The sequence below is a fragment of the Pseudomonas entomophila genome (genome assembly GCF_023277925.1).
Taxonomy (GTDB): Bacteria; Pseudomonadota; Gammaproteobacteria; order Pseudomonadales; family Pseudomonadaceae; genus Aquipseudomonas; species Aquipseudomonas entomophila_D.
Window position 1 is genome coordinate 3,646,741 of record NZ_CP063832.1, and the last position, 19,601, is coordinate 3,666,341.

Consider the following 19,601-nt stretch of genomic DNA (forward strand, 5'->3'; position numbering starts at 1 on the left):
CGGGCGGGCTTACAGGTTCATTTGTGGTAGGGATGCCCGGACAACACGGTCCAGGCGCGGTAGATCTGCTCGCCGATGAGTATCCTTACCAACGGGTGCGGCAGCGTCAGTGGCGACAGCGACCAGCGCTGCTCGCTGCGTGCGCAGACCTCAGGTGCCAACCCTTCCGGGCCGCCCACCATCAGGTTGACCGTGCGCGCATCCAGGCGCCAGCGGTCGAGCTCGCCTGCAAGCTGCTCGGTACTCCAGGGCTTGCCATGGACCTCGAGGGTGACGATGCGTTCCCCGGGCTGCACCTTGCTCAGCATCGCCTCGCCCTCCTGACGGATCAGGCGGGCGACATCGGCGTTCTTGCCGCGGGTGTTCAGCGGGATTTCCACCAGCTCCAGCGCAAGCTCCGAGGGCAGGCGCTTGGCATACTCATGCCAGCCTTCCTCGACCCATTTCGGCATGCGCGAGCCGACCGCGATCAGGCGCAGACGCACGGCGCGACCTTATTCCCGATCCTTGAGCTTGTCGGAATAGTCGTGGGTGTTTTCCGGGCTGTGGTGCTTGCCATCGGCGGCACGGCTCTGCTCGGCACCCAGCCACAGGCGCTCCAGGTCGTAGAACTGACGGGCGGCGGCGGTCATCATGTGCACGATGACGTCGTTCAGGTCGAGCAGCACCCAGTCGCTGTCGCCCTTGCCTTCTTCGCCCAGCGGCTGTGCGCCCTTGGCCTTGACCGCTTCGCGGACCTTTTCCAGCATCGCGTTGATCTGGCGGTTGGAGGTACCGGTGGCGATGATCATGTAGTCGGTCAGGCTGTGCTTGTCACGCACGTCGATGACCTGGATGTCCTGGGCCTTGACGTCTTCCAGCGCGGCCTTGGTCAGTTCGACCAGTTCTTCGCCACTGATGCCATTGATTTTTTGCTTGGTCATATAAAACTCGTTCAACTCATTGAATGAGGCGCTCGCTGGCGCCGTCAGTTGGACGCACGATACAGGTCGTGCGCCTCGATATAGGCCAGTACTGCGTCCGGCACCAGGAACCGCGCCGACTTGCCGCTGGCCAGCAGCTGTCGGATTTGCGTGGCGGACACCGCGAGCGGGGTCTGCCAGACGAACGAAATGTGCCCCGCCGGGCCGGACATGGCGGTGGGATCGCTCTCCGAGCGCGCCGCCAGCAGGTTGCGCAACTCGTCAGGGGGTTCGACATCGGCATCCGGGCGCTGCAGCACCAGGATGTGACAGTGTTGCAACAGTTCTTCCCATCGGTGCCAGCTGGGCAGGCCACAGAAGGCATCCCAGCCCAGCACCAGGAACAACTGGTCCTGCGTATTCAGTTCAGCACGAATCGACTCGAGGGTGTCGATGGTGTACGACGGCTTGTCGCGGGCCAGCTCGCGATCATCGACACTCAGGCAGCCGACTCCGGCCACCGCGCCGCGCACCATGGCCAGGCGGTCCTGGGCCGACACCTGCGGCGTGTCGCGGTGCGGCGGGCGAGCGTTGGGCAGCAGGCGCAGTTCGTCCAGGCACATGAACTCGGCCACTTCCAGCGCGCTGCGCAGGTGGCCGATATGCACCGGGTCGAAGGTACCGCCGAGAATGCCGACGCGCCGGACTGCCAAAGCGCTACTCAACTCAGCACGACTCCTGGCCGCGCAGCTGGCCGTCGCCGATCACCACGTACTTCTCGCAGGTCAGGCCTTCCAGGCCGACCGGGCCACGGGCATGCAGTTTGTCGGTGGAGATGCCGATCTCCGCACCCAGGCCGTACTCGAAACCGTCGGCGAAACAGGTCGGGGTGTTGAGCATGACCGACGCCGAGTCGACCTCGGCCATGAAGCGCCGGGCCTGGCCCTGGTGCTCGGTGATGATCGAGTCGGTGTGGTGCGAACCGTAGTGGTTGATGTGCTCGATGGCCTGCTCCAGGCCGTCGACGACGCGGATCGACAGGATCGCGTCGAGGTATTCGGTGTGCCAGTCGTCTTCGCTGGCCGGTTTGCTGTCGATGATCGCTTGGGTGCGCTCGCAACCGCGCAGTTCGACGCCCTTCTCCTGGAAGCGGCGCGCCATCTCCGGCAGGAAGCGTTCGGCCACGCGCTGGTCGACCAGCAGCGTTTCCATGGCGCCGCAGATGCCGTAGCGGTAGGTCTTGGCGTTGAAGGCGACGCGCCAGGCCTTGTCCAGGTCGGCATGTTCATCGACGAAAACGTGGCAAATGCCATCCAGGTGCTTGATCACCGGCACCCGGGCGTCACGGCTGATGCGCTCGATCAGGCCACGGCCGCCGCGCGGGACGATCACGTCGACGAACTCCGGCATGCTGATCAACGCGCCGACCGCCTCACGGTTGGTGGTTTCGACCACCTGCACCACCGCCGGCGGCAAGCCAGCCTCGGCCAGGCCACGCTGGATGCAGGTGGCGATGGCACGGTTGGAGTGAATGGCTTCGGAGCCGCCGCGCAGGATGGTGGCGTTGCCCGACTTGAGGCACAGACTGGCGGCGTCGATGGTCACGTTGGGGCGCGACTCGTAGATGATCCCGATCACCCCCAGCGGCACGCGCATCTTGCCAACCTGGATGCCCGACGGGCGGTAGCTCATATCGCGGATGGCACCGACCGGGTCCGGCAGGCTGGCGACCTGGCGCAGGCCGGTGATCATACCGTCGATGCGTGCGGGGGTGAGCGCCAAGCGGTCGAGCAGCGCGGGCTCCAAGCCACTTTCACGGCCATTGGCGAGGTCCTGTTCATTGGCTGCGGTGAGCTCGGCGCGGGCGGCGTCCAGGGCGTCGGCGGCGGCCTGCAGGGCGCGGTTCTTCTGCGCAGTGCTGGCACGGCCAATCACCCGCGAGGCCTCACGGGCGGCGCGACCCAGGCGGGTCATGTAGTCAAGAACGGACTCAGTCATGGGCTCGGTGTCTTGGCGAAAGGGGAAATCGGCTGATTATAACTGGCGCGCTCGGGTACGCCCAGCGGTGGGTGGCGGATGGTAGAAAATGGCCAAGGGGAACAGGTAGGAAAGATGTAACTGCTCTTATCGAAAAATCCCGAGCCTGCTTCGGCCTTTTCGCGAGTAAACCTGCGTCCACAGGGTTCGGCACCCTCCCTATGAGAGCGGGTTCACCCGCGAAAAGGCCAGGCATCGATTCAGCCTCGGTTAAGTCATTCATTGCTATCATCTGCGCCTTCACAGCCACGAACCGCCCATATGCCCGCCCCAGCCCCCTGCCCGGCCCGCGCGCTGCCCGACAGTTTCTTCGACCGCGATGCCCAGACCCTCGCCCGCGACCTGCTGGGCAAGGTCATCCGCCACCGCCACGGCGACCTCTGGCTGGCCGCACGCATCATCGAGACCGAGGCCTACTACCTCACCGACAAGGGCAGCCATGCCTCCCTCGGCTACACCGAAAAGCGCAAGGCGCTGTTCCTCGACGGCGGCCACATCTACATGTACTACGCCCGCGGCGGCGACTCGCTGAACTTCAGCGCCCAAGGCCCTGGCAACGCGGTACTGATCAAGTCCGCCTACCCCTGGACCGACGCCCTGTCCGACGAAAACAGCCTGGCGCGGATGCAGCTCAACAACCCAGACGCCAGCGGCAACCTGCGCCCGCCCGAGCGCCTGTGCGCCGGCCAGACCCTGCTCTGCCGCGCCATGGGCCTGAAAGTGCCACAGTGGGACGCACAACGCTTCGACCCCGAGCGCCTGTACGTCGAAGACTGCGGCATCGCCGTGAACCGGGTGATCCAGGCCACCCGCCTGGGCATCCCCCACGGCCGTGACGAACACCTGCCCTACCGTTTCGTCGACGCCGAGTACGCCCGTTACTGCACCCACAACCCATTGCGCCGTGGCCAGCACGAAGGCCGCGACTTCTTCATTCTCGAACAAGGAAACTGACCCATGGGCCAATGGCTCGACAGCCTGACCGCCTGGCTCAGCGCCAACCCGCAGTGGCTTGGCCTGGCGATTTTCGTGATCGCCTGCGTGGAATGCCTGGCCATCGCCGGCATCATCGTGCCCGGCACCGTGCTGCTGTTCGCCGTCGCCGTGCTGGCCGGCAGCGGTGCCTTCACGCTTGGGCAAACCTTGCTGCTGGGCTTCCTCGGCGGCCTGCTCGGTGACGCGATCTCCTATGGCGTGGGCAAGTATTTCCACCAGAACATCCGCCGCCTGCCGCTGCTGCGCAGCCACCCGGAGTGGATCGGCAGCGCCGAAGCGTACTTCCAGCGCTACGGTATCGCCAGCCTGCTGGTCGGCCGCTTCATCGGCCCGCTGCGCCCGATGCTGCCGATGGTGGCCGGCATGTTCGACATGCCGCTGCCGCGCTTCATCGCCGTCAGCCTGGTGGCCGGCGCCGGTTGGTCGGTCGCCTACCTGCTGCCCGGCTGGGCCACCGGCGCGGCGATGCGCCTGCCACTACCGGAGGGCTTCTGGCTGGATGCCGGGATCGTCTTCGGCACCCTCGCGGTGCTGGTCGGCCTGAGCCTGAACAGCAGCCTACGCGACCAGCGCTACGGTACACGGCTGATTGCCGCACTGAGCGGCCTGGCGGTAGCGGCGCTGTTCATCGGCTGGCCCTACCTCAACGAGTTCGACCAGGGCCTGATGACCCTGGTGCAGGAGCATCGCAGCCAGGCTATCGACGGCGCCGTGGTGGTGATCACCCGCCTCGGTGACTTCCGCACCCAATTCTTCCTGGGGGGGCTGCTGACCGGGCTGCTATTGCTGGCCCGGCAATGGCGTCATGCCCTGTTCGCCGGCGCGACGCTGATCGGCACGGCACTGGCCAATGGCTCGTTGAAATGGCTGTTCGCCCGCGCGCGCCCGGAAGTGCTGGCCGACCCGTTGACCAGCTACAGCATGCCCAGCGGCCACAGCTCGGCATCGTTCGCGTTCTTCCTGGTGCTGGCGGTACTGGCCGGCCGTGGGCAGCCGCCGCGCATGCGCCTCACCTGGATGCTGCTGGGCTGCTTGCCGGCGCTGGCCATCGCCCTGTCGCGGGTGTACCTGGGGGCTCACTGGCCGACGGATATCCTGGCCGGGGCATTGCTGGCGTGCTGCGTGTGCGCCGCGAGCCTGACACTGGTGCAACATCGCCAGCCGCTCATGGCGTTGTCACAACGGGTGTGGTGGCTTGTGTTACCGGCGTGTGTCGCGTTGCTGGCGTTCTTTGCCCTGCACGCATTGCCCAAGGCATTGTTGCGTTACCAATATTGAAAAGCTTCGCCGGCAAGCCGGCTCCTACGCAAAGCGGCCAGCGCTGAACCTGTAGGCGCCGGCTGCCGGCGAACAAGGCATGGCAAGACCTCAGGCGAACAACTCGCCCTGGATCCGCTCCAGCAGCGCCTGGATCGCCTCCAGCCGCTGCTGCGGCGAGTCGATCGCCAGCAGGCCCAGCTTGTCCTCCTCCATGAACGGCAGCAGGTACGCCAGCTGGTTGCCCAGCGCCTGGCGCCCATCGACATCGCGGGGCATGTCCAGCGCTTCCACCATCGGGTGCTCCCCCAGGGCCAGCAGCAACGCCAGCAGGTCATCGTCCTGCTCTACCAACGGGCTGTCCGCCTGGTCGGGCAGCCACTGCACCTCGGCGAGCATGAGCTGGTCCTTCTGCACCTCGGTCTGCCCAACAGTGAACCGCCTGACGCCTTCGACCCGGATACCCAGCAAGCCATTGTCCTGCTGCACGAAATCGCGGATCAGCGCCTCGCAGCCAATCGAAGCCACCGCTGGCGGGGCCTTGCCCACCTGCTCGCCTTCGAGGATGCACACCACACCAAAGCCCGTGCCCTGTTTCATGCAGCGGCCGATCATGTCCAGGTAACGCGCCTCGAAGATCTGCAGGTCGAGCAGGCAACCGGGAAACAGCACGGTATTGAGGGGAAAAAGCGGTAGCGTCATGTGTCTTCCTCAAGCCACCAGGCTGACTGCCAACGGCAGGAACACTGCCGTGGCCACACCCATCAGGCTCATCGCCAGCGCGGCGAAAGCGCCGCATTCATCACTTTCCTGCAAGGCCACCGAGGTGCCCACTGCATGGGCGGTCACCCCCAGCGCCATGCCCCGAGCCTCGGGGCTGAGCACACCGAAGCGGGTCAGCAGCGCCGGGCCGAAGATCGCCCCGATCACCCCTGTGATCAGCACGAACACCGCCGCCAGGGCCGCCACGCCACCAATCTGCTCGGCCACCAGCATGGCGATGGGCGAAGTCACCGACTTCGGTGCCATGGTCATCAGGATCATGTGCTCGGCGCCGAACCACCAACCCAGCGCCAGGCACGCGACGGTGGCGAACAGCCCCCCGACTACCAGCGTAGTAAATGTCGGCCAGAACAGTTGGCGGATACGCCGCAGGTTGAGGTACAGCGGCACCGCCAGGGCCACGGTGGCCGGGCCGAGGAGGATGTTCATGATCTCGGTGCTCTTGCGGTACTCGCTGTAGTCGATGCCGCACAACAGCAGTACGCCGATCACCACCAGCATCGACACCAGCACCGGCTGCAGGAAGATCCAGCGGGTCCTTTCGTAAGCTGCCAGCACCAGCTGGTAGGCGGCCAGCGTGATGCCGATGCCGAACAGCGGGTGGTGGACGACCGCATCGAGCGCGCCGTGCCAGTCGAGCGTCATGGCTGCTCCTCGCGCTGGCCCTGGCGATGGATGAGTTTCTGCATGAGCACGCCGACGAACACCAAGGTCAGCAGGCAGGAGATCAGCAGCGCGCCGACGATGGCCCAGAAGTCCGCGGCGATATCCTTGGCGTAGACCATCACCCCCACCGCCGGTGGCACCAGCAGCAACGGCAGGTAGCGCAGCAGACTGCTGGCGGCGTCGTTGAGCGGCTTGCCGACTTCGCCGCGGATCATCAGGAAGGCCAGCAACAGCAGCAGGCCGATGATCGGCCCGGGCAGGATCGCCAGGAACAGGTGATTGATCGCCGTCCCCAGCAACTGGAACAGCACCAGCCAGGTCAAACCACGCAACAGCATAAGGACCTCCCGAGAGCATGGCGGCCATTATAAGCACGCTAAGCAAGTGTCTATAAGGCGATATTCGGCGAAAAGCGGGCAACTTGACTGAATCCGTGGGCCGTGCTGATCTTGCACCTTCGTACCAAATGACAATCTGGAGAGTCGCGATGCCCTATGTACCCGTTACAGAGCTTTCGCAGTACGTTGGAAAGGAACTGGGACGTTCCGCCTGGCTGAAGATCGATCAGCAACGCATCAACCTGTTCGCCGAGGCTACCGGCGATTACCAGTTCATTCATGTGGACCCGGTGAAAGCGGCCAAGACCCCCTTCGGCACCACCATCGCCCATGGTTTCCTCACCCTGTCGCTGATCCCCAAGTTGATGGAAGACATCCTGGTACTGCCCGAAGGGCTGAAGATGGTGGTCAACTATGGGCTCGACAGCGTGCGCTTCATCCAACCGGTAAAAGTCGACAGCAATGTAAGGCTGAAGGTCGAGCTGGTCGACGCCACCGAGAAGAAGCCGGGGCAGTGGCTGCTCAAGGCGACTGCCACCCTCGAGATCGAGGGTGAAGAGAAACCGGCCTATATCGCCGAACCACTGTCGCTCTGCTTCGTCTGAAGCAGCACGATCCGGCACGAAAACCGTGGGAGCGGGTGAGCCCGCTTCCACAAATGCCCCTCATTCACGCTCCCCGGCATTCTGCGGCATACTCAGCGCATCGTTCGTCCGGACTCCACCATGCGCTCACTGCTCCCCTTCACCCTGATCGTGCTGCTCACCGCCTGTGGCGAAGGCGAACCGCTGTCGCCACCGGACGCACGCCTGCCCGATGGCGGCCGCTACCGTGGCCAGGTGGTCAATGGCCTGCTGCAAGGTGAAGGACGCATCGACTACCCCAACGGCAGCTGGTACGCCGGCACCTTCAAGGATGGCCAGTGGCACGGCCAGGGCGAATGGCACGGCAGCAATGGCGAGGTGTACCGCGGCCAGTTCAGCGAAGGGCTGTTCCAGGGCCTGGGCGACCTCACCACTCCCGGCAGCCACTACGCTGGTACGTTCAAACACGGCCGACGCGATGGCGAGGGCACGCTGAAGCAGCACGACCAGACTTACCGCGGCCAGTTCAAGGACGACCAGTACGATGGCGCCGGCCAACTGGAACTGGCTGACGGCAGCCGCTACCAGGGCCTGTTCGTCAAGGGTAAGCCCAATGGCGCGGGGGTTCGCAGCGACGCCAGCGGCAACCAGTTCAGCGGCCACTTCATCGACGGCAAGCTACAGGGCGCCGGCACCTACGACAGCACAGACGGCGAGCAATACATCGGTGAATTCAAGGACAATCGCCTGGAGGGTCGTGGCCGCTACGAGAACGCCGATGGCGATGTGTGGATCGGCGACTTCAAGGACGGCGTGCTGGCCGGTGAAGGCGAGCTGCTGGGCAGCGATGGCAGCCGCTACAAAGGCGGTTTCCGCGACTGGCGCTTCAACGGCTTGGGCACCCTGCAACTGGCCGATGGCAGCCAGTATGCCGGCAGCTTCGCCGACGACGCCTACCAAGGCCACGGCCGCTTGACCCGCGCCGACGGCAAGGCCGAGGGCGGCACCTGGGCCAATGGTGTGCGTGTGCGCGACGAGAAGGGCAAGCTGCTCCCCGACCCGCTCGACCTCGCCCTGCTCAACCAGGGCAAGCTGCTGGACGACGCACTGGCCAAGGTCCCACGCTCAGTCGCGCCGCTGCAACTGTACAGCCTGGTGGTGGCCGGGGACGGCCAGCAGAGCGTGTTCCTGCGCGAGGCCGACTATGTCAGCAACATGCTCAAGGTACGCTTCGGCGCCCAGGGCCAGGTCACCTTGGTCAACCACCGCGACCACCTGGCCGACCGTCCCATGGCCACCCGCGAGAACCTCACCCGCGCCGCCCGCACCCTGGCCGAACGCAGCGGCCCGGAAGACCTGGTGTTCATCTACCTGACCAGCCACGGCAGCCACGATCACCAGTTGGTGCTGGACCAGCCGCGCCTGCAACTGGCCGACCTGAGCGCCGACGAACTGGCAAGTGCCCTGGCGCCACTCAAGGAGCGCGACAAGGTGATTGTCATCTCGGCCTGCTATTCCGGAGGCTACATCGCTCCGCTCAAGGACGACCGGACCCTGATCATGACCGCCGCGCGCCCCGACCGGGTATCTTTCGGCTGTTCGGAAGAGGCTGACTTCACCTACTTCGGCGACGCCCTGTTCGCTCAGGCACTGAACCAGACCGACGACCTGAAACAGGCGTTTGAACTGGCGCGCAAGACCGTTGCCGAAAGAGAACGACGGGACGGTTTCGACGCCTCCGAGCCGCAGCTCTGGGCGCCGCCAGCGGTAATCGCACACTGGCAGCGCCTGCGCCGGCAACAGGCCGAGCAAGCCTTGGGCAACGACGCCCTCCCCGCAGCGGGTGACCGGGCAAAAACATCGGGCACCCACTAAGCTTTGAAGTAACAAGGGAGAGACATCATGTACTTGACGCCTCAGCATGTCCTGCTTGCCGGTGCCACGGGTCTGACGGGTGAACACCTGCTCGACCGCCTGCTCAGCGAACCCACCATCAGCCGTGTGCTGGCACCCACCCGCCGGCCGCTGGCCGAGCACCCGCACCTGGAAAACCCGGTGGGTGACCCGGCTGTGTTTCTCCCGCAACTGGCAGGTCGTGTCGATATAGCGTTCTGCTGCCTGGGCACCACCCTCAAGCAGGCCGGCTCCGAATCCGCCTTCCGCGCCGTCGACCTGGACATGGTCGTGGCCTTCAGCAAACGCGCCCGGGAGATGGGCGCGCGCCACCTGCTGGTGATCAGCGCGCTGGGCGCCGACCCGAAATCCTCGGTGTTCTACAACCGGGTCAAGGGTGAAATGGAAGAAGCGCTCAAACAGCAGGACTGGCCGCAGTTGACCATCGTGCGGCCGTCGCTGCTACTGGGCGAGCGCACCCCGCCACGCTTGGGTGAGCGCTTGGCTGCACCGTTCTCGCGGCTGGTGCCGGGCAAGTACCGGGGTATCGAGGTTTGCGCCTTGGCCCGGGCGTTGTGGCGCCTGGCGCTGGAGGAGGAGGATGGCATACGCGTCGTCGAGTCCGACGAGTTGCGCAAGCTGGGCAAGCGCTGACCATTACGCGCCCCATGGACCTGATGCGACCTCTGTAGGAGCAGCTTCAGCCGCGATGCGGGCAACGCGGTGTCCGGCATCCGCTTCGCGGATGATCGCGGCTGAAGCCGCTCCTACAGAGCATTGAGCAGCTTCACTCGCTGACCTGAAACTCCACTCGCGCTGTTTCGCCACTTTCATCCAACGCACTCAACTCGGTACGCCCGACCTGCTCGAAACGCACCAGCAGGCTGTCCTGCCCTCGGGTCTCGCCCAGTGGCTGACCATTGAGGAACCACCAGCGTTGCCCTCCCCCCCCCAACGCCGACACTCGCAGTTGCAGCGCTTCGTCGCTGGTGGCCGGCCTGCGCAAGTTGTCACCCGGGCGCACCCCGACGATCGACAAGGGCGGTGCGCTTGTCGCCACCTGTGGCGGGCAGGCAGGATCCACGGCCGGCAACCGCGCCAACCGTCGTTCGGCCCGGGGCAACCACGGCTCCAGCGGCGCCGGCCACAACGCAATGTCGCGGGCCGTGGCGCCTGGGCAACGGCTGTCCACGCGCAATCCCTGCTCATTGACCCAGACGGGCTCATGCAACCCAAGCCCCAACGGCTGGTCGGCCGCCTGCAAGGTCGGCGGCGTGGTGCCGTCGAGGGTCCAGGCGAAGCGCTGGCGGCGACAGTTGGGGTCCTGGCGGTTCATCGGCTGGCCCAAGGGCCAGCAGATCGCCGCAACCCCCACCGAATCCGGCACGGCCTCCACCGGTACGTTGATGCCACGCTGGGCATCGCGGTTGCTCAGCAGATCGTGCACCTGAAGCATCAACGGCGCCGCCGAAGCCAGGCCGAACTGCCCTGGCACCGGGGTGCCATCGGGGCGGCCAATCCACACGCCGATCAGGTAGCGCGGGCCGACGCCGACCGACCAGGCATCGCGAAACCCATAGCTGGTACCGGTCTTCCAGGCCAACTGTGGGCGCTGCACCAGCTCAGCGTGAGGGTCGCGGTCCGGACGGGCCAGGCCGCTGAGAATACGCCGGGTGATCCAGGCAGAGCCCGGCGACAACAACCGACGCTCCAACAACGGGTCCTGGGGTTGCAGGCGAATCTGTGCGCTACGCCCCTCCCGGGCGAACGCCGCATAGCCACCGACCAGGTCCTCCAGCCGACTGCCCGCGCCGCCCAAAATCAATGACAGGTTCGGTTCTGCCAGAGGCGGCAGGATCAACGGCACGCCGCCCATGCGCATCTGCGCGGCGAAACGCTTCGGGCCATAAGCCTCGAGCAACTGCACCGCCGGCAGATTGAGCGACAGCGCCAACGCGGAGCTGGCCGACACCGGGCCGCTGAAGCCCATGGAGAAATTGCCTGGACGATAGTCACCGTAGCGCCGTGGCACATCCTGCAGCAGCGACTCTGAGTGGATCAGGCCCTCATCCATGGCCATGGCATAGAGAAAAGGCTTGAGCGTCGAACCAGGCGAGCGCAGCGCGTGGATCATGTCGACATGGCCGAAGCGGCGTTCGTCACCCAGGTCGATCGACCCCAGATAGGCGCGTACCGCCATGCTCTGGGTCTCCACCACCAGCAGTGCCGCCGAAGTGCGCTCAGGCAGGCGCGCGCGCCAGCCCAGCAGCAGGTCCTCCAGACGCCGCTGCAAGGCGGCGTCGATCGTGGTGCGGATCAGCGGCAGGCTGTCCGGGCTGTTCAGGCGCCGGGCCAACAAAGGCGCCAGCGCCGGCTCCTGACGTGGCGCCAGCAGCAGCGGCTCCTCTCGCGCTTCATCGATGCGCTGGCCCGGCCACACCTGGTACTCGGCCAGGCGTTGCAGGACCTTGTCGCGGGCGCGCTGGGCACGCTCGGGGTGACGGTCCGGGCGCAAGCGGCTGGGGGCCTGGGGCAATACGGCGAGCAGCGCGGCCTCGGCGGGCGTCAGGTGCTTCGGCGACTTGCCCAGGTACGCCCAGCTGGCTGCCGCCACACCTTGCAGGGTGCCGCCGAACGGCGCGCGATTGAGGTAGATCTGCAGGATCTGCGGTTTCGACAGGTGCCACTCCAGCTGCGCCGTGCGCCACAGCTGGCGCAGTTTGCCCGCCAGCGTGCGGTCGTGCGGATCAAGCAGGCGCGCCACCTGCATCGACAGGGTGCTGCCTCCCGACACCACGCGCCCGCCGCGCAGGTTGAGCCAGGCCGCCCGGGCCAGGGCCATGGGGTTGACCCCTGGATGGTGATAGAACCAGCGGTCCTCGTAGGCCAGCAGCGCCTCGAGATACAGCGGCGACACCTCGTCCGGGCTGACTGGATAGCGCCATACGCCATCGGCGTCGGCGAAACGCCACAACGGTGTACCGTCCTCGGCCAGCACCACTCGGGCAAGGTCGTCGCCCGGCATCGGCAATGGCCAGATACGATCGGCCAACCACAGCAGGGCGACGACCAGCAAGGTCGCCACGCAGACGCGGCGCAGCACCCTGGCACGGCGTGGGCGCGCTAAGCTTGGCATCGGGAACCGACCGGGCCGGTGGATGGCCAAAGGCGGGGAGTCGCCGATTCGTTGATCAGGAAGCAACTATGCATGTAGAAGGTTTTTTCGAGTGGCTGGGCCAGGTTCTGGGTTCGGTGATCCGTTTCATCGTCGACGGCCTGGGCGGGTTGTTCAACCTGCTGGCCAACGCCGGCGGTAATTTCATCGACGGCCTGGCGCGCACGCTGGGGATGGACACCTCGCTGGTCAGCATCCTGGCACTCATCGTCGGCCTGATGCTGCTGTACTCGGCGATCCGCGCGTTCCTGCGGGCGTCGATCGTCCTCGGGATCATCTGGGCGTTGCTGGGGTTGTGGGTGTTGAGCTGGGTGGTGCATTGAAACCCTTGCGCCACCTTCTTGCAGGAGCGGCCTTGCGCCGCGAAAGGGCTGCGTAGCAGCCCCGGCGATCGTTGCCGAACCGTCTGGATCCTGGGGCCGCTCTGCGGCCCTTTCGCGACGCAAGGCCGCTCCTGCAGGGGGCGCGTTGGCTCAGCGGGCGCGCACTACCATCTCCCCTTGGCTCTCGCCAATCGCCTGCAGGTTCGGCCGGTACATCGACTCCACCTGCGGCGGCGGTATGCGGTAGCTGCCCGGCGTCACAGCACGTGCCAGGTACAGCAGGTGGGTGGTGCCGTAGCTGTCGAGTTTGAGCGCCGCCACGTAGCGATCGTCACGGTACTCCTGGTGCACCACGCTGGCGTTCTGCATCGACTCGCGCCACTGCTTCACCGCGCTGCTGGCGTTGTCCAGGCTGGCGGCGCTCTGGGCGAGGTTCTGGTTCTCAAGCTCCAGGCCTGCCGGCAGCAGGTCCACCACCAGCGCGTCCGGCACCTGGCTTTGCGCTTTGAGCGCCAGGTGCACCAACACCAGGTCACCACTGCGCAGGCTGCGCACATCCAGCGCCTGGCCATTCATGCCCAGGTACTCGCGGCGGATCTCCAGGCCATTGCCGCTGGCGGCCGGGGCCTGGCGCGGATAGCCGGACAAGGTCAGTTGCTGGTACAGCGTGTCGCCACCTTCGTTCTGCACAGACAGCGGCGAGGCCAGCAGTGGGCCTTCGAGCTTCATCCCCGAGTCGTTGTTGCTGAACTGGCGGATCTCCCCTGCGCTGTCCAGGCGTGCTTTCCAGTTACCTTCTGGCTTGCCCAGCAGGCCACGGCCGGCGAGAAACAGCGCGTTGCGCTCCTGGGTGGACAGCCAGCGGTTGGCGGCCAGTTCGTCAGACAGCGCGAACAGGCGCTGGTCGACCTGGTTACCTGCCAGGTTGTTCTCCTGCAACAACGCCAGGATCAGCGCCTGGTCACGCACGGCGCTGCCGTAGTCGGCCATCCAGCCCTTGCCGCGGCCGACCGCCAACCCGGCCTTGAGCACGTCCTGCGAGCGCTGCTTGTCGCCCATCTTGTCCAGCGCCACCGCCAGCTGCACCAATGGCAGGCCGGAGCGGGCATCGGCGCGGCGGTCATACAAGCTCCGCAGGGCACCCAGCGGCGCCTGTTGGCTGCGCGCCAGCACCAGGCCGGCGTAGGCTTGCACGGCGAAGCGGGTGTGGTCGGCGTCCTGGCTGTAATCGACTTCGATCAGGTTGCGCTCCTGCACATAGCGCAGCAGACGCTCGGTGGCCTTCTTCAGCACTTCGGCCGGCACGCCGTAGCCTTGCTCGCGAGCCCGCAGCAGGAAGTCGGTGACATAGGCGGTCAGCCAGTACTCTTCCTCGCTGTCGGAACTCCACAGGCCGAAGCTGCCGTTGTAGCGTTGCATCCCCAGCAGGTGCTCGATGCCCATCTCGATCTTGCGCTTGCGCACATCGGCCGGCTCGCCCTTGATCCCCAGGCGCTTGAGGCTGTCGGCATCGGCGTACAGCGACGGGTACAGGCCGCTGGTGGTCTGCTCCAGGCAACCGTACGGGTAGGCCTCGAGGGCACGGATCTGCTCGGCCAGGTTCAGCGGTGGACGGCTCGACAGTGCCAGGGTGGCTTCCAGGCCGGCCGGTTCGAATTCGGCCAGGTCGCTCTCCGGCAGGCTCCATGGCTGGTCTTTCAGCGCCACGCGGTAGTGCTTGAGCATCGCCGGGTAAGCAGGACGAACACCCAGGGTCCACTCGCGCTGGAAAGCATTGGCCGGTTCACCCGGCAGTTGCAGGCCATTGACCTGCACACGCACCTTGCCCAGGCCCAGCCCCCCTTGGGCCTGCACCGGGATCATCAGCGTGGTGCGCTGGCCTTCGCCCAGCGCAACGTTTTGCTGGGCACCACCGACCAGGCTCAGCTGGCCTTCGGTGGCCAGTTGCACGGTCAGTTGCTGGGTACGGCCGGACAGGTTGGCCAGGTCCAGCGCCAGGCTGGTACGGTCGCCCCCGGCGAGGAAGCGCGGTGCTGACAGCTCGGCGATCAGCGGCGCAGCGACCACGGTCTTGCCTTCGGCCACACCGAAGTGCTCCTCGGTCCAGGCCTGGGCCATCAGGCGCAGTTCACCGTTGAAATCGGGAATATCCACCGTGGCCTGGCCTTCACCCTTGTCATCGAGCGTCACCGGCACGCTCTGCTGGGCAACGATGGTCACCGTGGTGTTAGGGCGCTTGCCGCCCTTGGCCATCGCGGCGTCACCACCAAAGGCGAGGCTGGCCAGGCGGCCCTGGCCGGCTTCGATCAACTGGCCGTAGATATCCAGCTGGTCGGCGCCGTAAGCCTTGCGCCCGAACAGGCTGGCGAACGGATCGGGGGTCTTGAAGTCGGTGATGTTGAGGATGCCCACGTCTACCGCGGACAACAGCACGTGAATCTGCTTGGGTACGCTGCCATCGACGTTGGCAGCCTTGAACTTCACCGTCAGCGGTTGTTTGGGCCGCATCTTCTCCGGGGCCTGCAAGCTGACCGCGAGCTTGCGCTCGGTGCGGTCCAGCGGCAGGTGCAGCACGCCAACGGCGCGCTTGGGGGTGGCGTTGGCCTTGCGCTCGCCCGGGCGGATCACCAGGGCACTGATGTACAGGTCGTGGCGCGCCCATTTCTTGTCAAGCTCGACCTCGAAGGCCTTGCCCTCTGCCGGTACGTCGATTTCCTGCCACCACAGCGGGCCATCAGCGGACTCGATCATCAGGTAACCACTGCCGGCAGCCGGCGGGGTGACGGTGACCTTGGCGGTGGCGCCGTCCTTGTAAGCGGGCTTGTCCAGGGCGATCTTCACTTGGTCGGGGCGCACGGCGCCGCCTTCGGCATTGTCCTGGGCACGGTAGCCGGCCCAGAAGCGCTCGCTGGAGACCAGACCGGTCTGTGGGTCCTCCACTTCGACACGGTACGGGCCCCACTCCACCTGGAAGTTCAGCTTGGCGGTGGAACCGGCCTTCACACTGACGGTTTCCTCGGCCTGGGTGAGGAATTTCTCGTTGTAGTTGTAGCTCCAGCCGTCGCTCTGCGAGTAGTTCCAGTAGTAGTCGCGGCGTTCGCGGATCAGGCGCACCTTCAGGTTGTTGGCGGCAAGTTTCTTGCCGTCGCGGTCGGCGACCAGGAACTCGAACTCCACCGGGCCATCGCCGTCGGTCTCCTCGCCATCGAACAGGCCACGCAGGCCCGGCAGGCGCTCGGCGGGCCAGATCGGTTGCTCCAGGCGGCGGGTGATAGGCCGGCCACCGGACTCCTGCAGGCTGGCCTGTACGGTCAGCAACAGCGGCGAGCGGGCTTCGGCCCAGCGGCTGTCGATATCGATTCGCGACTTGCCGTTCTGGTCGAGGGTGACTTCGTCCAGCTCCAGGTCCTGGCTCAGGTCGGTCTCGGTGACCGCGCCGAACTGGTAGCCCGGCAGCGCCTTCACCGCTTCACGCAGCGGGCGCACGTAGGCCTGGCCGCTCAGGCGGTTGCCGGCGGCGGGCGCGCCATAGAGGTAGCGGCCATTGACCTGAATCGACGCGGTTTCGTCCGGCGACAGCGGCGTGCTGCTGCCCTTGAGCTCCAGCGCCAGGCGCTCGGGGAGGAAGTCCTCGACGAGGAACTCGTAGACCTGCTTGCGGCCGCCCCCCAGGTCCAGCAGCAGCTGCCAACGACCGGTCGGTGCCTCGGTGGCCAGTTGCAGTTGATACTGGAACAGGCCGTTCTGGTCGGCCTCCCAGACGAACTTGCGGCTGACCTGCTCATCGGGTCGACGCACTTCGACGCTCACCGGCTGGGCCTTGACTGGCTTGCCGTCCTGGTCACGCAGCAGGCCGTTGAGCAGTACGGTCTCGCCCGGGCGATAAAGGTCACGCGGGCCGAAGATGAAGAATTGCAGCGGGTTGGCCTGGGGGCCGGTGATATCGAACTCGGCCAGGTCCAGCGCGGCGGTATTCAGCCGCAACAAGGTGGTGTGCACGCCTTGTGTAGCGATCAGGGTGTCGGCCTTCGTGGTGATGGGTAGCTGGGCATGGCCATCGCCATCGGTCTTGGCCTGGGCCAGCAGCTTGCCCTTGTCGTCGTGCAGCTCGAGGGTGACATCCTTGAGCGCCTTGCCGCCCTCCAGGGCCTGGGTGAACACGTCCAGGCGATCACGATAGCGGTGGGCGGACACGCCGATGTCGCTCAGGGTGAACAGGGTCGCCGGCTGCGAGTAGTCGTAGGTGCCCGAGGCGCGCATCACCGCCAGATAGACGCCCGGTTCCTGCAGCGGCTTGATCCCGGCGATCGGCAGCAGCACGGTCTCGCGGGTGTTGCGTGCGGGGTTGAGGTCGAAACGGCCGCTGTAGACCAGCTCGGCCATGTCCAGGGTTTCCTTGGACTGGTAGTAGTACAGGCTGGAGTTACGGCCCCAGTTGACCAGGAAGGTCGAGAGCATGTCCGGCTTGATGCGGAAGAACTCGACGTCGACCTTGTCGACGTTCAGGGCGATCACCGGCAGGCCTTCGGCCAGGCGCGTGGGCAGCAGCGAGCCACGGCTGGCGAAGCCCACGGTGGGCTGCATGTCGCGGGTTTCGAAGCGGCTGACCGACTCCGCCTCCAGCACATTGCCGTTGACCGAAAGCAGACCCTTGTCGATGGTCAGGACCATCTTGCGCTGCGGTTCCAGGTGGCGCAGGCGCAGTTCCATCTGGTTATCGGAGAGTTCCCAGGCACCATCGACCTTGCCTTTGACGGTGTCCACCAGGTACAGCTTGGCGGCGAAGTCCTGGTTGGCGTCCAGCGGCGCGGAAACGCTGACCGACAGGGTGCTGGCGCCGTCGAGCTGCACCTCCGAGACGTCCAGCACGGTCAGCTCGCGGCCGGCGTAGCGCTTGGCGAGCGCGGCCGGGTCTTCGCGCGTGGCCGTCTTCGTCTCGGCGGGGGCGACGGCGGTGGCGGCGTCGGCGGGCACCGATGGCTTGTCCGGTGTGGAGGAATCACAGGCACTGAGCAGGGCCAGCGCGCAGGCCAGCAACAATCCTTTGTTGAACATTTGAGAGAGAACTCTTCGGCAGCGTGTACGTGAGGGCAGCAACTATAGCGTAACGGCGCAAGGCTTACCTGACGAAGCGCGGCAAGTGCGACGCTGTTCGCGCGAACGAGCTGCCGGACCGCTACAATGCGGCCACATCGAACACAGGGGCTGCTGCGCAGCTTTTCGCCGGCAAAGCCGGCCCCTACAGGTTTTGCACGGTCCTTGCCGGCGAAGCGGCCCCACCCTTTTCCAGGACCCCAGATGCCTTCACTGTCCAGCGCCTGGCGCGACCAGCCCACCCACCGCAAGGTCTGGGGCCTGGCCGTGCCGATGATCCTCTCCAACATCTCGTTGTCCCTGGTGGCCCTGGTCGACACCGCAGTGATCGGCCACTTGCCACACGCCCACCAGTTGGGCGCGGTGGCGGTCGGCGCCACCCTGTTCGCCTTCATCGTCGGGCCGATGGGCTTCCTGCGCATGGGCTCCACCGGCTTCGCCGCCCAGGCCGCCGGCCGCGGCGACGGTGCCGCGCTGCGCCAGGTACTGATGCAGGGGCTGTTGCTCGCGCTCGCCTTCGCCCTGGTGATCGGCCTGCTCGCCCTGCCCTTCAGCCAGTTGGCACTAAAGGGCATGCAACCCAGCGACGCCCTGCTTGCCTCCACCGAAACCTTCTTTCACACCCGCCTGCTCGGCCTGCCGGCAGCACTGGCCTGCTATGCCCTGGTCGGCTGGTTCCTGGGCACACAGAATGCCCGGGCGCCCCTGGCGATCATGCTGACCACCACCGTACTCAACATCGCCCTGAACCTGTGGTTCGTCCTTGGGCTGGACTGGGGCGTGGTCGGCTCGGCACGGGCCTCGGTGATCGCCGAGTGGAGCGCCGCCCTGCTTGGCCTGGCGCTCACCCGCCCGGCCTTGCGCGCTCATCCTGGGCGCATCGTCTGGGCCGCGTTGGGACGCTGGCAGGCCTGGCGCCCCTTACTGGCGGTGAACCGCGACATCTTTGTGCGCAGCCTGGCGCTGCAACTGGTGTTCCTATTGATCGCGGTGCAGGGCGCGCGCTTGGGCGAGGCCACCGTGGCTGCCAATGCGTTGTTGCTCAACGGCCTGTTGCTGACCGCCTACGCCCTCGATGGCCTGGCCCACGCGGTCGAAGCCCTGTGCGGCCACGCCATCGGCGCCCGCGACCGTAAGGCCTTGCAACGCACACTGGTGGTCGCAGGTGGCTGGTCGTTGATTGCCAGCCTGGGCTTCGCGGTGCTGTTCCTGCTGGGTGGGCACCTGTTCGTGGATCTACAGACCGATATCGCCAGCGTGCGCGAGGCGGCGTATCCGTACCTACCCTACCTGGCGGTGCTGCCGTTGATCGCGGTGTGGAGTTATCTGCTCGACGGGCTGTTCATCGGCGCGACACGGGCGCGGGAGATGCGCAATGGGATGTTGGTGTCGGTGTTGATTGCGCTGCCCGTGGCGTTTGCCCTGCGTGGGTTCGGCAACCAGGGGTTGTGGTTGGCGTTCCTGCTGTTCATGGCGTTGCGGGGGATGACGCTGGGGTGGGTGGGGTGGAGACTGCAGCAACGGGGGCTATGGGTTCGGTGAAGTTGGGGCCG

General features: G+C 66.1%; 16 protein-coding genes. 7 read left to right on the forward strand and 9 right to left on the reverse strand.

What is annotated here, in order from left to right:
* Positions 1-17: 17 nt before the first annotated feature.
* From rlmH to IM733_RS16160, 4 genes are read right to left on the reverse strand one after another with little or no spacing between them, the layout of a single operon-like run.
* Positions 18-485, reverse strand: a complete 468-nt coding sequence (gene rlmH / locus IM733_RS16145) for a 23S rRNA (pseudouridine(1915)-N(3))-methyltransferase RlmH (protein ID WP_011535845.1) — start codon at positions 483-485, stop codon at positions 18-20.
* 9 nt (positions 486-494) lie between these two features.
* Complete coding sequence (gene rsfS, locus IM733_RS16150) at positions 495-923, reverse strand: ribosome silencing factor (protein ID WP_011535846.1); 429 nt, start codon at positions 921-923, stop codon at positions 495-497.
* 44 nt (positions 924-967) lie between these two features.
* Positions 968-1,627, reverse strand: coding sequence for a nicotinate-nucleotide adenylyltransferase (gene nadD, locus IM733_RS16155; RefSeq protein ID WP_248917571.1), 660 nt, complete (start codon positions 1,625-1,627; stop codon positions 968-970).
* 1 nt (position 1,628) lies between these two features.
* Positions 1,629-2,900 (reverse strand): glutamate-5-semialdehyde dehydrogenase, encoded by a 1,272-nt coding sequence (locus IM733_RS16160; RefSeq protein WP_248917572.1) that lies wholly within the window; start codon positions 2,898-2,900, stop codon positions 1,629-1,631.
* Between the two features lie 300 nt (positions 2,901-3,200).
* On the opposite strand from IM733_RS16160, the gene IM733_RS16165 reads away from it, so the two are divergent.
* Both IM733_RS16165 and IM733_RS16170 read left to right on the forward strand, forming a co-directional pair.
* Positions 3,201-3,893: a DNA-3-methyladenine glycosylase gene (locus IM733_RS16165; protein ID WP_248917573.1), complete on the forward strand. Its 693-nt coding sequence runs from the start codon at positions 3,201-3,203 to the stop codon at positions 3,891-3,893.
* Between the two features lie 3 nt (positions 3,894-3,896).
* Positions 3,897-5,213: a bifunctional DedA family/phosphatase PAP2 family protein gene (locus IM733_RS16170; RefSeq protein WP_248917574.1), complete on the forward strand. Its 1,317-nt coding sequence runs from the start codon at positions 3,897-3,899 to the stop codon at positions 5,211-5,213.
* 90 nt (positions 5,214-5,303) lie between these two features.
* Here IM733_RS16170 and IM733_RS16175 read toward each other — a convergent pair whose 3' ends face one another.
* From IM733_RS16175 to IM733_RS16185, 3 genes are read right to left on the reverse strand one after another with little or no spacing between them, the layout of a single operon-like run.
* Positions 5,304-5,894 carry an LON peptidase substrate-binding domain-containing protein gene (locus tag IM733_RS16175; RefSeq protein WP_248917575.1) on the reverse strand — a complete coding sequence of 197 codons (591 nt, stop codon included), beginning with the start codon at positions 5,892-5,894 and terminating at the stop codon, positions 5,304-5,306.
* 9 nt (positions 5,895-5,903) lie between these two features.
* A complete protein-coding gene (locus tag IM733_RS16180) occupies positions 5,904-6,620 on the reverse strand; it encodes an LrgB family protein (protein ID WP_248917576.1) in 717 nt (238 codons plus the stop codon).
* Complete coding sequence (locus IM733_RS16185) at positions 6,617-6,979, reverse strand: CidA/LrgA family protein (protein ID WP_248917577.1); 363 nt, start codon at positions 6,977-6,979, stop codon at positions 6,617-6,619. Before IM733_RS16185 ends, IM733_RS16180 begins: the two co-directional genes overlap by 4 nt.
* A 149-nt stretch (positions 6,980-7,128) precedes the next feature.
* Between IM733_RS16185 and IM733_RS16190 the strand changes: the two genes are divergently transcribed.
* The 3 genes from IM733_RS16190 to IM733_RS16200 all read left to right on the forward strand — a co-directional run bounded on the left by IM733_RS16190 (position 7,129) and on the right by IM733_RS16200 (position 10,110).
* The gene (locus IM733_RS16190) at positions 7,129-7,584 is read left to right on the forward strand and encodes a MaoC family dehydratase (protein ID WP_248917578.1); all 456 of its coding nucleotides are present in this window, start codon (positions 7,129-7,131) and stop codon (positions 7,582-7,584) included.
* Positions 7,585-7,704: 120 nt separating this feature from the next.
* Complete coding sequence (locus IM733_RS16195) at positions 7,705-9,438, forward strand: C13 family peptidase (protein WP_248917579.1); 1,734 nt, start codon at positions 7,705-7,707, stop codon at positions 9,436-9,438.
* A 27-nt stretch (positions 9,439-9,465) separates the two neighbouring features.
* Complete coding sequence (locus IM733_RS16200) at positions 9,466-10,110, forward strand: oxidoreductase (protein ID WP_248917580.1); 645 nt, start codon at positions 9,466-9,468, stop codon at positions 10,108-10,110.
* A gap of 133 nt (positions 10,111-10,243) precedes the next feature.
* Here the strand turns inward: IM733_RS16200 and pbpC are convergent, their stop codons facing one another.
* Positions 10,244-12,592: a peptidoglycan glycosyltransferase PbpC gene (pbpC, locus tag IM733_RS16205; RefSeq protein ID WP_248917581.1), complete on the reverse strand. Its 2,349-nt coding sequence runs from the start codon at positions 12,590-12,592 to the stop codon at positions 10,244-10,246.
* 68 nt (positions 12,593-12,660) lie between these two features.
* Between pbpC and IM733_RS16210 the strand changes: the two genes are divergently transcribed.
* Entirely contained in the window at positions 12,661-12,954 is a 294-nt protein-coding gene (locus tag IM733_RS16210) for a hypothetical protein (RefSeq protein ID WP_240064882.1), read from the forward strand.
* 150 nt (positions 12,955-13,104) lie between these two features.
* Here IM733_RS16210 and IM733_RS16215 read toward each other — a convergent pair whose 3' ends face one another.
* Entirely contained in the window at positions 13,105-18,009 is a 4,905-nt protein-coding gene (locus IM733_RS16215) for an alpha-2-macroglobulin family protein (protein ID WP_248917582.1), read from the reverse strand.
* A gap of 243 nt (positions 18,010-18,252) precedes the next feature.
* Between IM733_RS16215 and IM733_RS16220 the strand changes: the two genes are divergently transcribed.
* Complete coding sequence (locus IM733_RS16220; protein WP_248917583.1) at positions 18,253-19,590, forward strand: MATE family efflux transporter; 1,338 nt, start codon at positions 18,253-18,255, stop codon at positions 19,588-19,590.
* The last annotated feature ends 11 nt before the right edge of the window (positions 19,591-19,601 follow it).

Bases quoted from the DNA above. Each gene is read 5' to 3' on its own strand.
- rsfS (WP_011535846.1), bottom strand. From the start codon at position 923: ATGACCAAGCAAAAAATCAATGGCATCAGTGGCGAAGAACTGGTCGAA.
- IM733_RS16160 (WP_248917572.1), bottom strand. From the start codon at position 2,900: ATGACTGAGTCCGTTCTTGACTACATGACCCGCCTGGGTCGCGCCGCC.
- IM733_RS16165 (WP_248917573.1), top strand. From the start codon at position 3,201: ATGCCCGCCCCAGCCCCCTGCCCGGCCCGCGCGCTGCCCGACAGTTTC.
- IM733_RS16170 (WP_248917574.1), top strand. From the start codon at position 3,897: ATGGGCCAATGGCTCGACAGCCTGACCGCCTGGCTCAGCGCCAACCCG.
- IM733_RS16175 (WP_248917575.1), bottom strand. From the start codon at position 5,894: ATGACGCTACCGCTTTTTCCCCTCAATACCGTGCTGTTTCCCGGTTGC.
- IM733_RS16180 (WP_248917576.1), bottom strand. From the start codon at position 6,620: ATGACGCTCGACTGGCACGGCGCGCTCGATGCGGTCGTCCACCACCCG.
- IM733_RS16185 (WP_248917577.1), bottom strand. From the start codon at position 6,979: ATGCTGTTGCGTGGTTTGACCTGGCTGGTGCTGTTCCAGTTGCTGGGG.
- IM733_RS16190 (WP_248917578.1), top strand. From the start codon at position 7,129: ATGCCCTATGTACCCGTTACAGAGCTTTCGCAGTACGTTGGAAAGGAA.
- IM733_RS16195 (WP_248917579.1), top strand. From the start codon at position 7,705: ATGCGCTCACTGCTCCCCTTCACCCTGATCGTGCTGCTCACCGCCTGT.
- IM733_RS16200 (WP_248917580.1), top strand. From the start codon at position 9,466: ATGTACTTGACGCCTCAGCATGTCCTGCTTGCCGGTGCCACGGGTCTG.
- pbpC (WP_248917581.1), bottom strand. From the start codon at position 12,592: ATGCCAAGCTTAGCGCGCCCACGCCGTGCCAGGGTGCTGCGCCGCGTC.
- IM733_RS16210 (WP_240064882.1), top strand. From the start codon at position 12,661: ATGCATGTAGAAGGTTTTTTCGAGTGGCTGGGCCAGGTTCTGGGTTCG.
- IM733_RS16215 (WP_248917582.1), bottom strand. From the start codon at position 18,009: ATGTTCAACAAAGGATTGTTGCTGGCCTGCGCGCTGGCCCTGCTCAGT.
- IM733_RS16220 (WP_248917583.1), top strand. From the start codon at position 18,253: ATGCCTTCACTGTCCAGCGCCTGGCGCGACCAGCCCACCCACCGCAAG.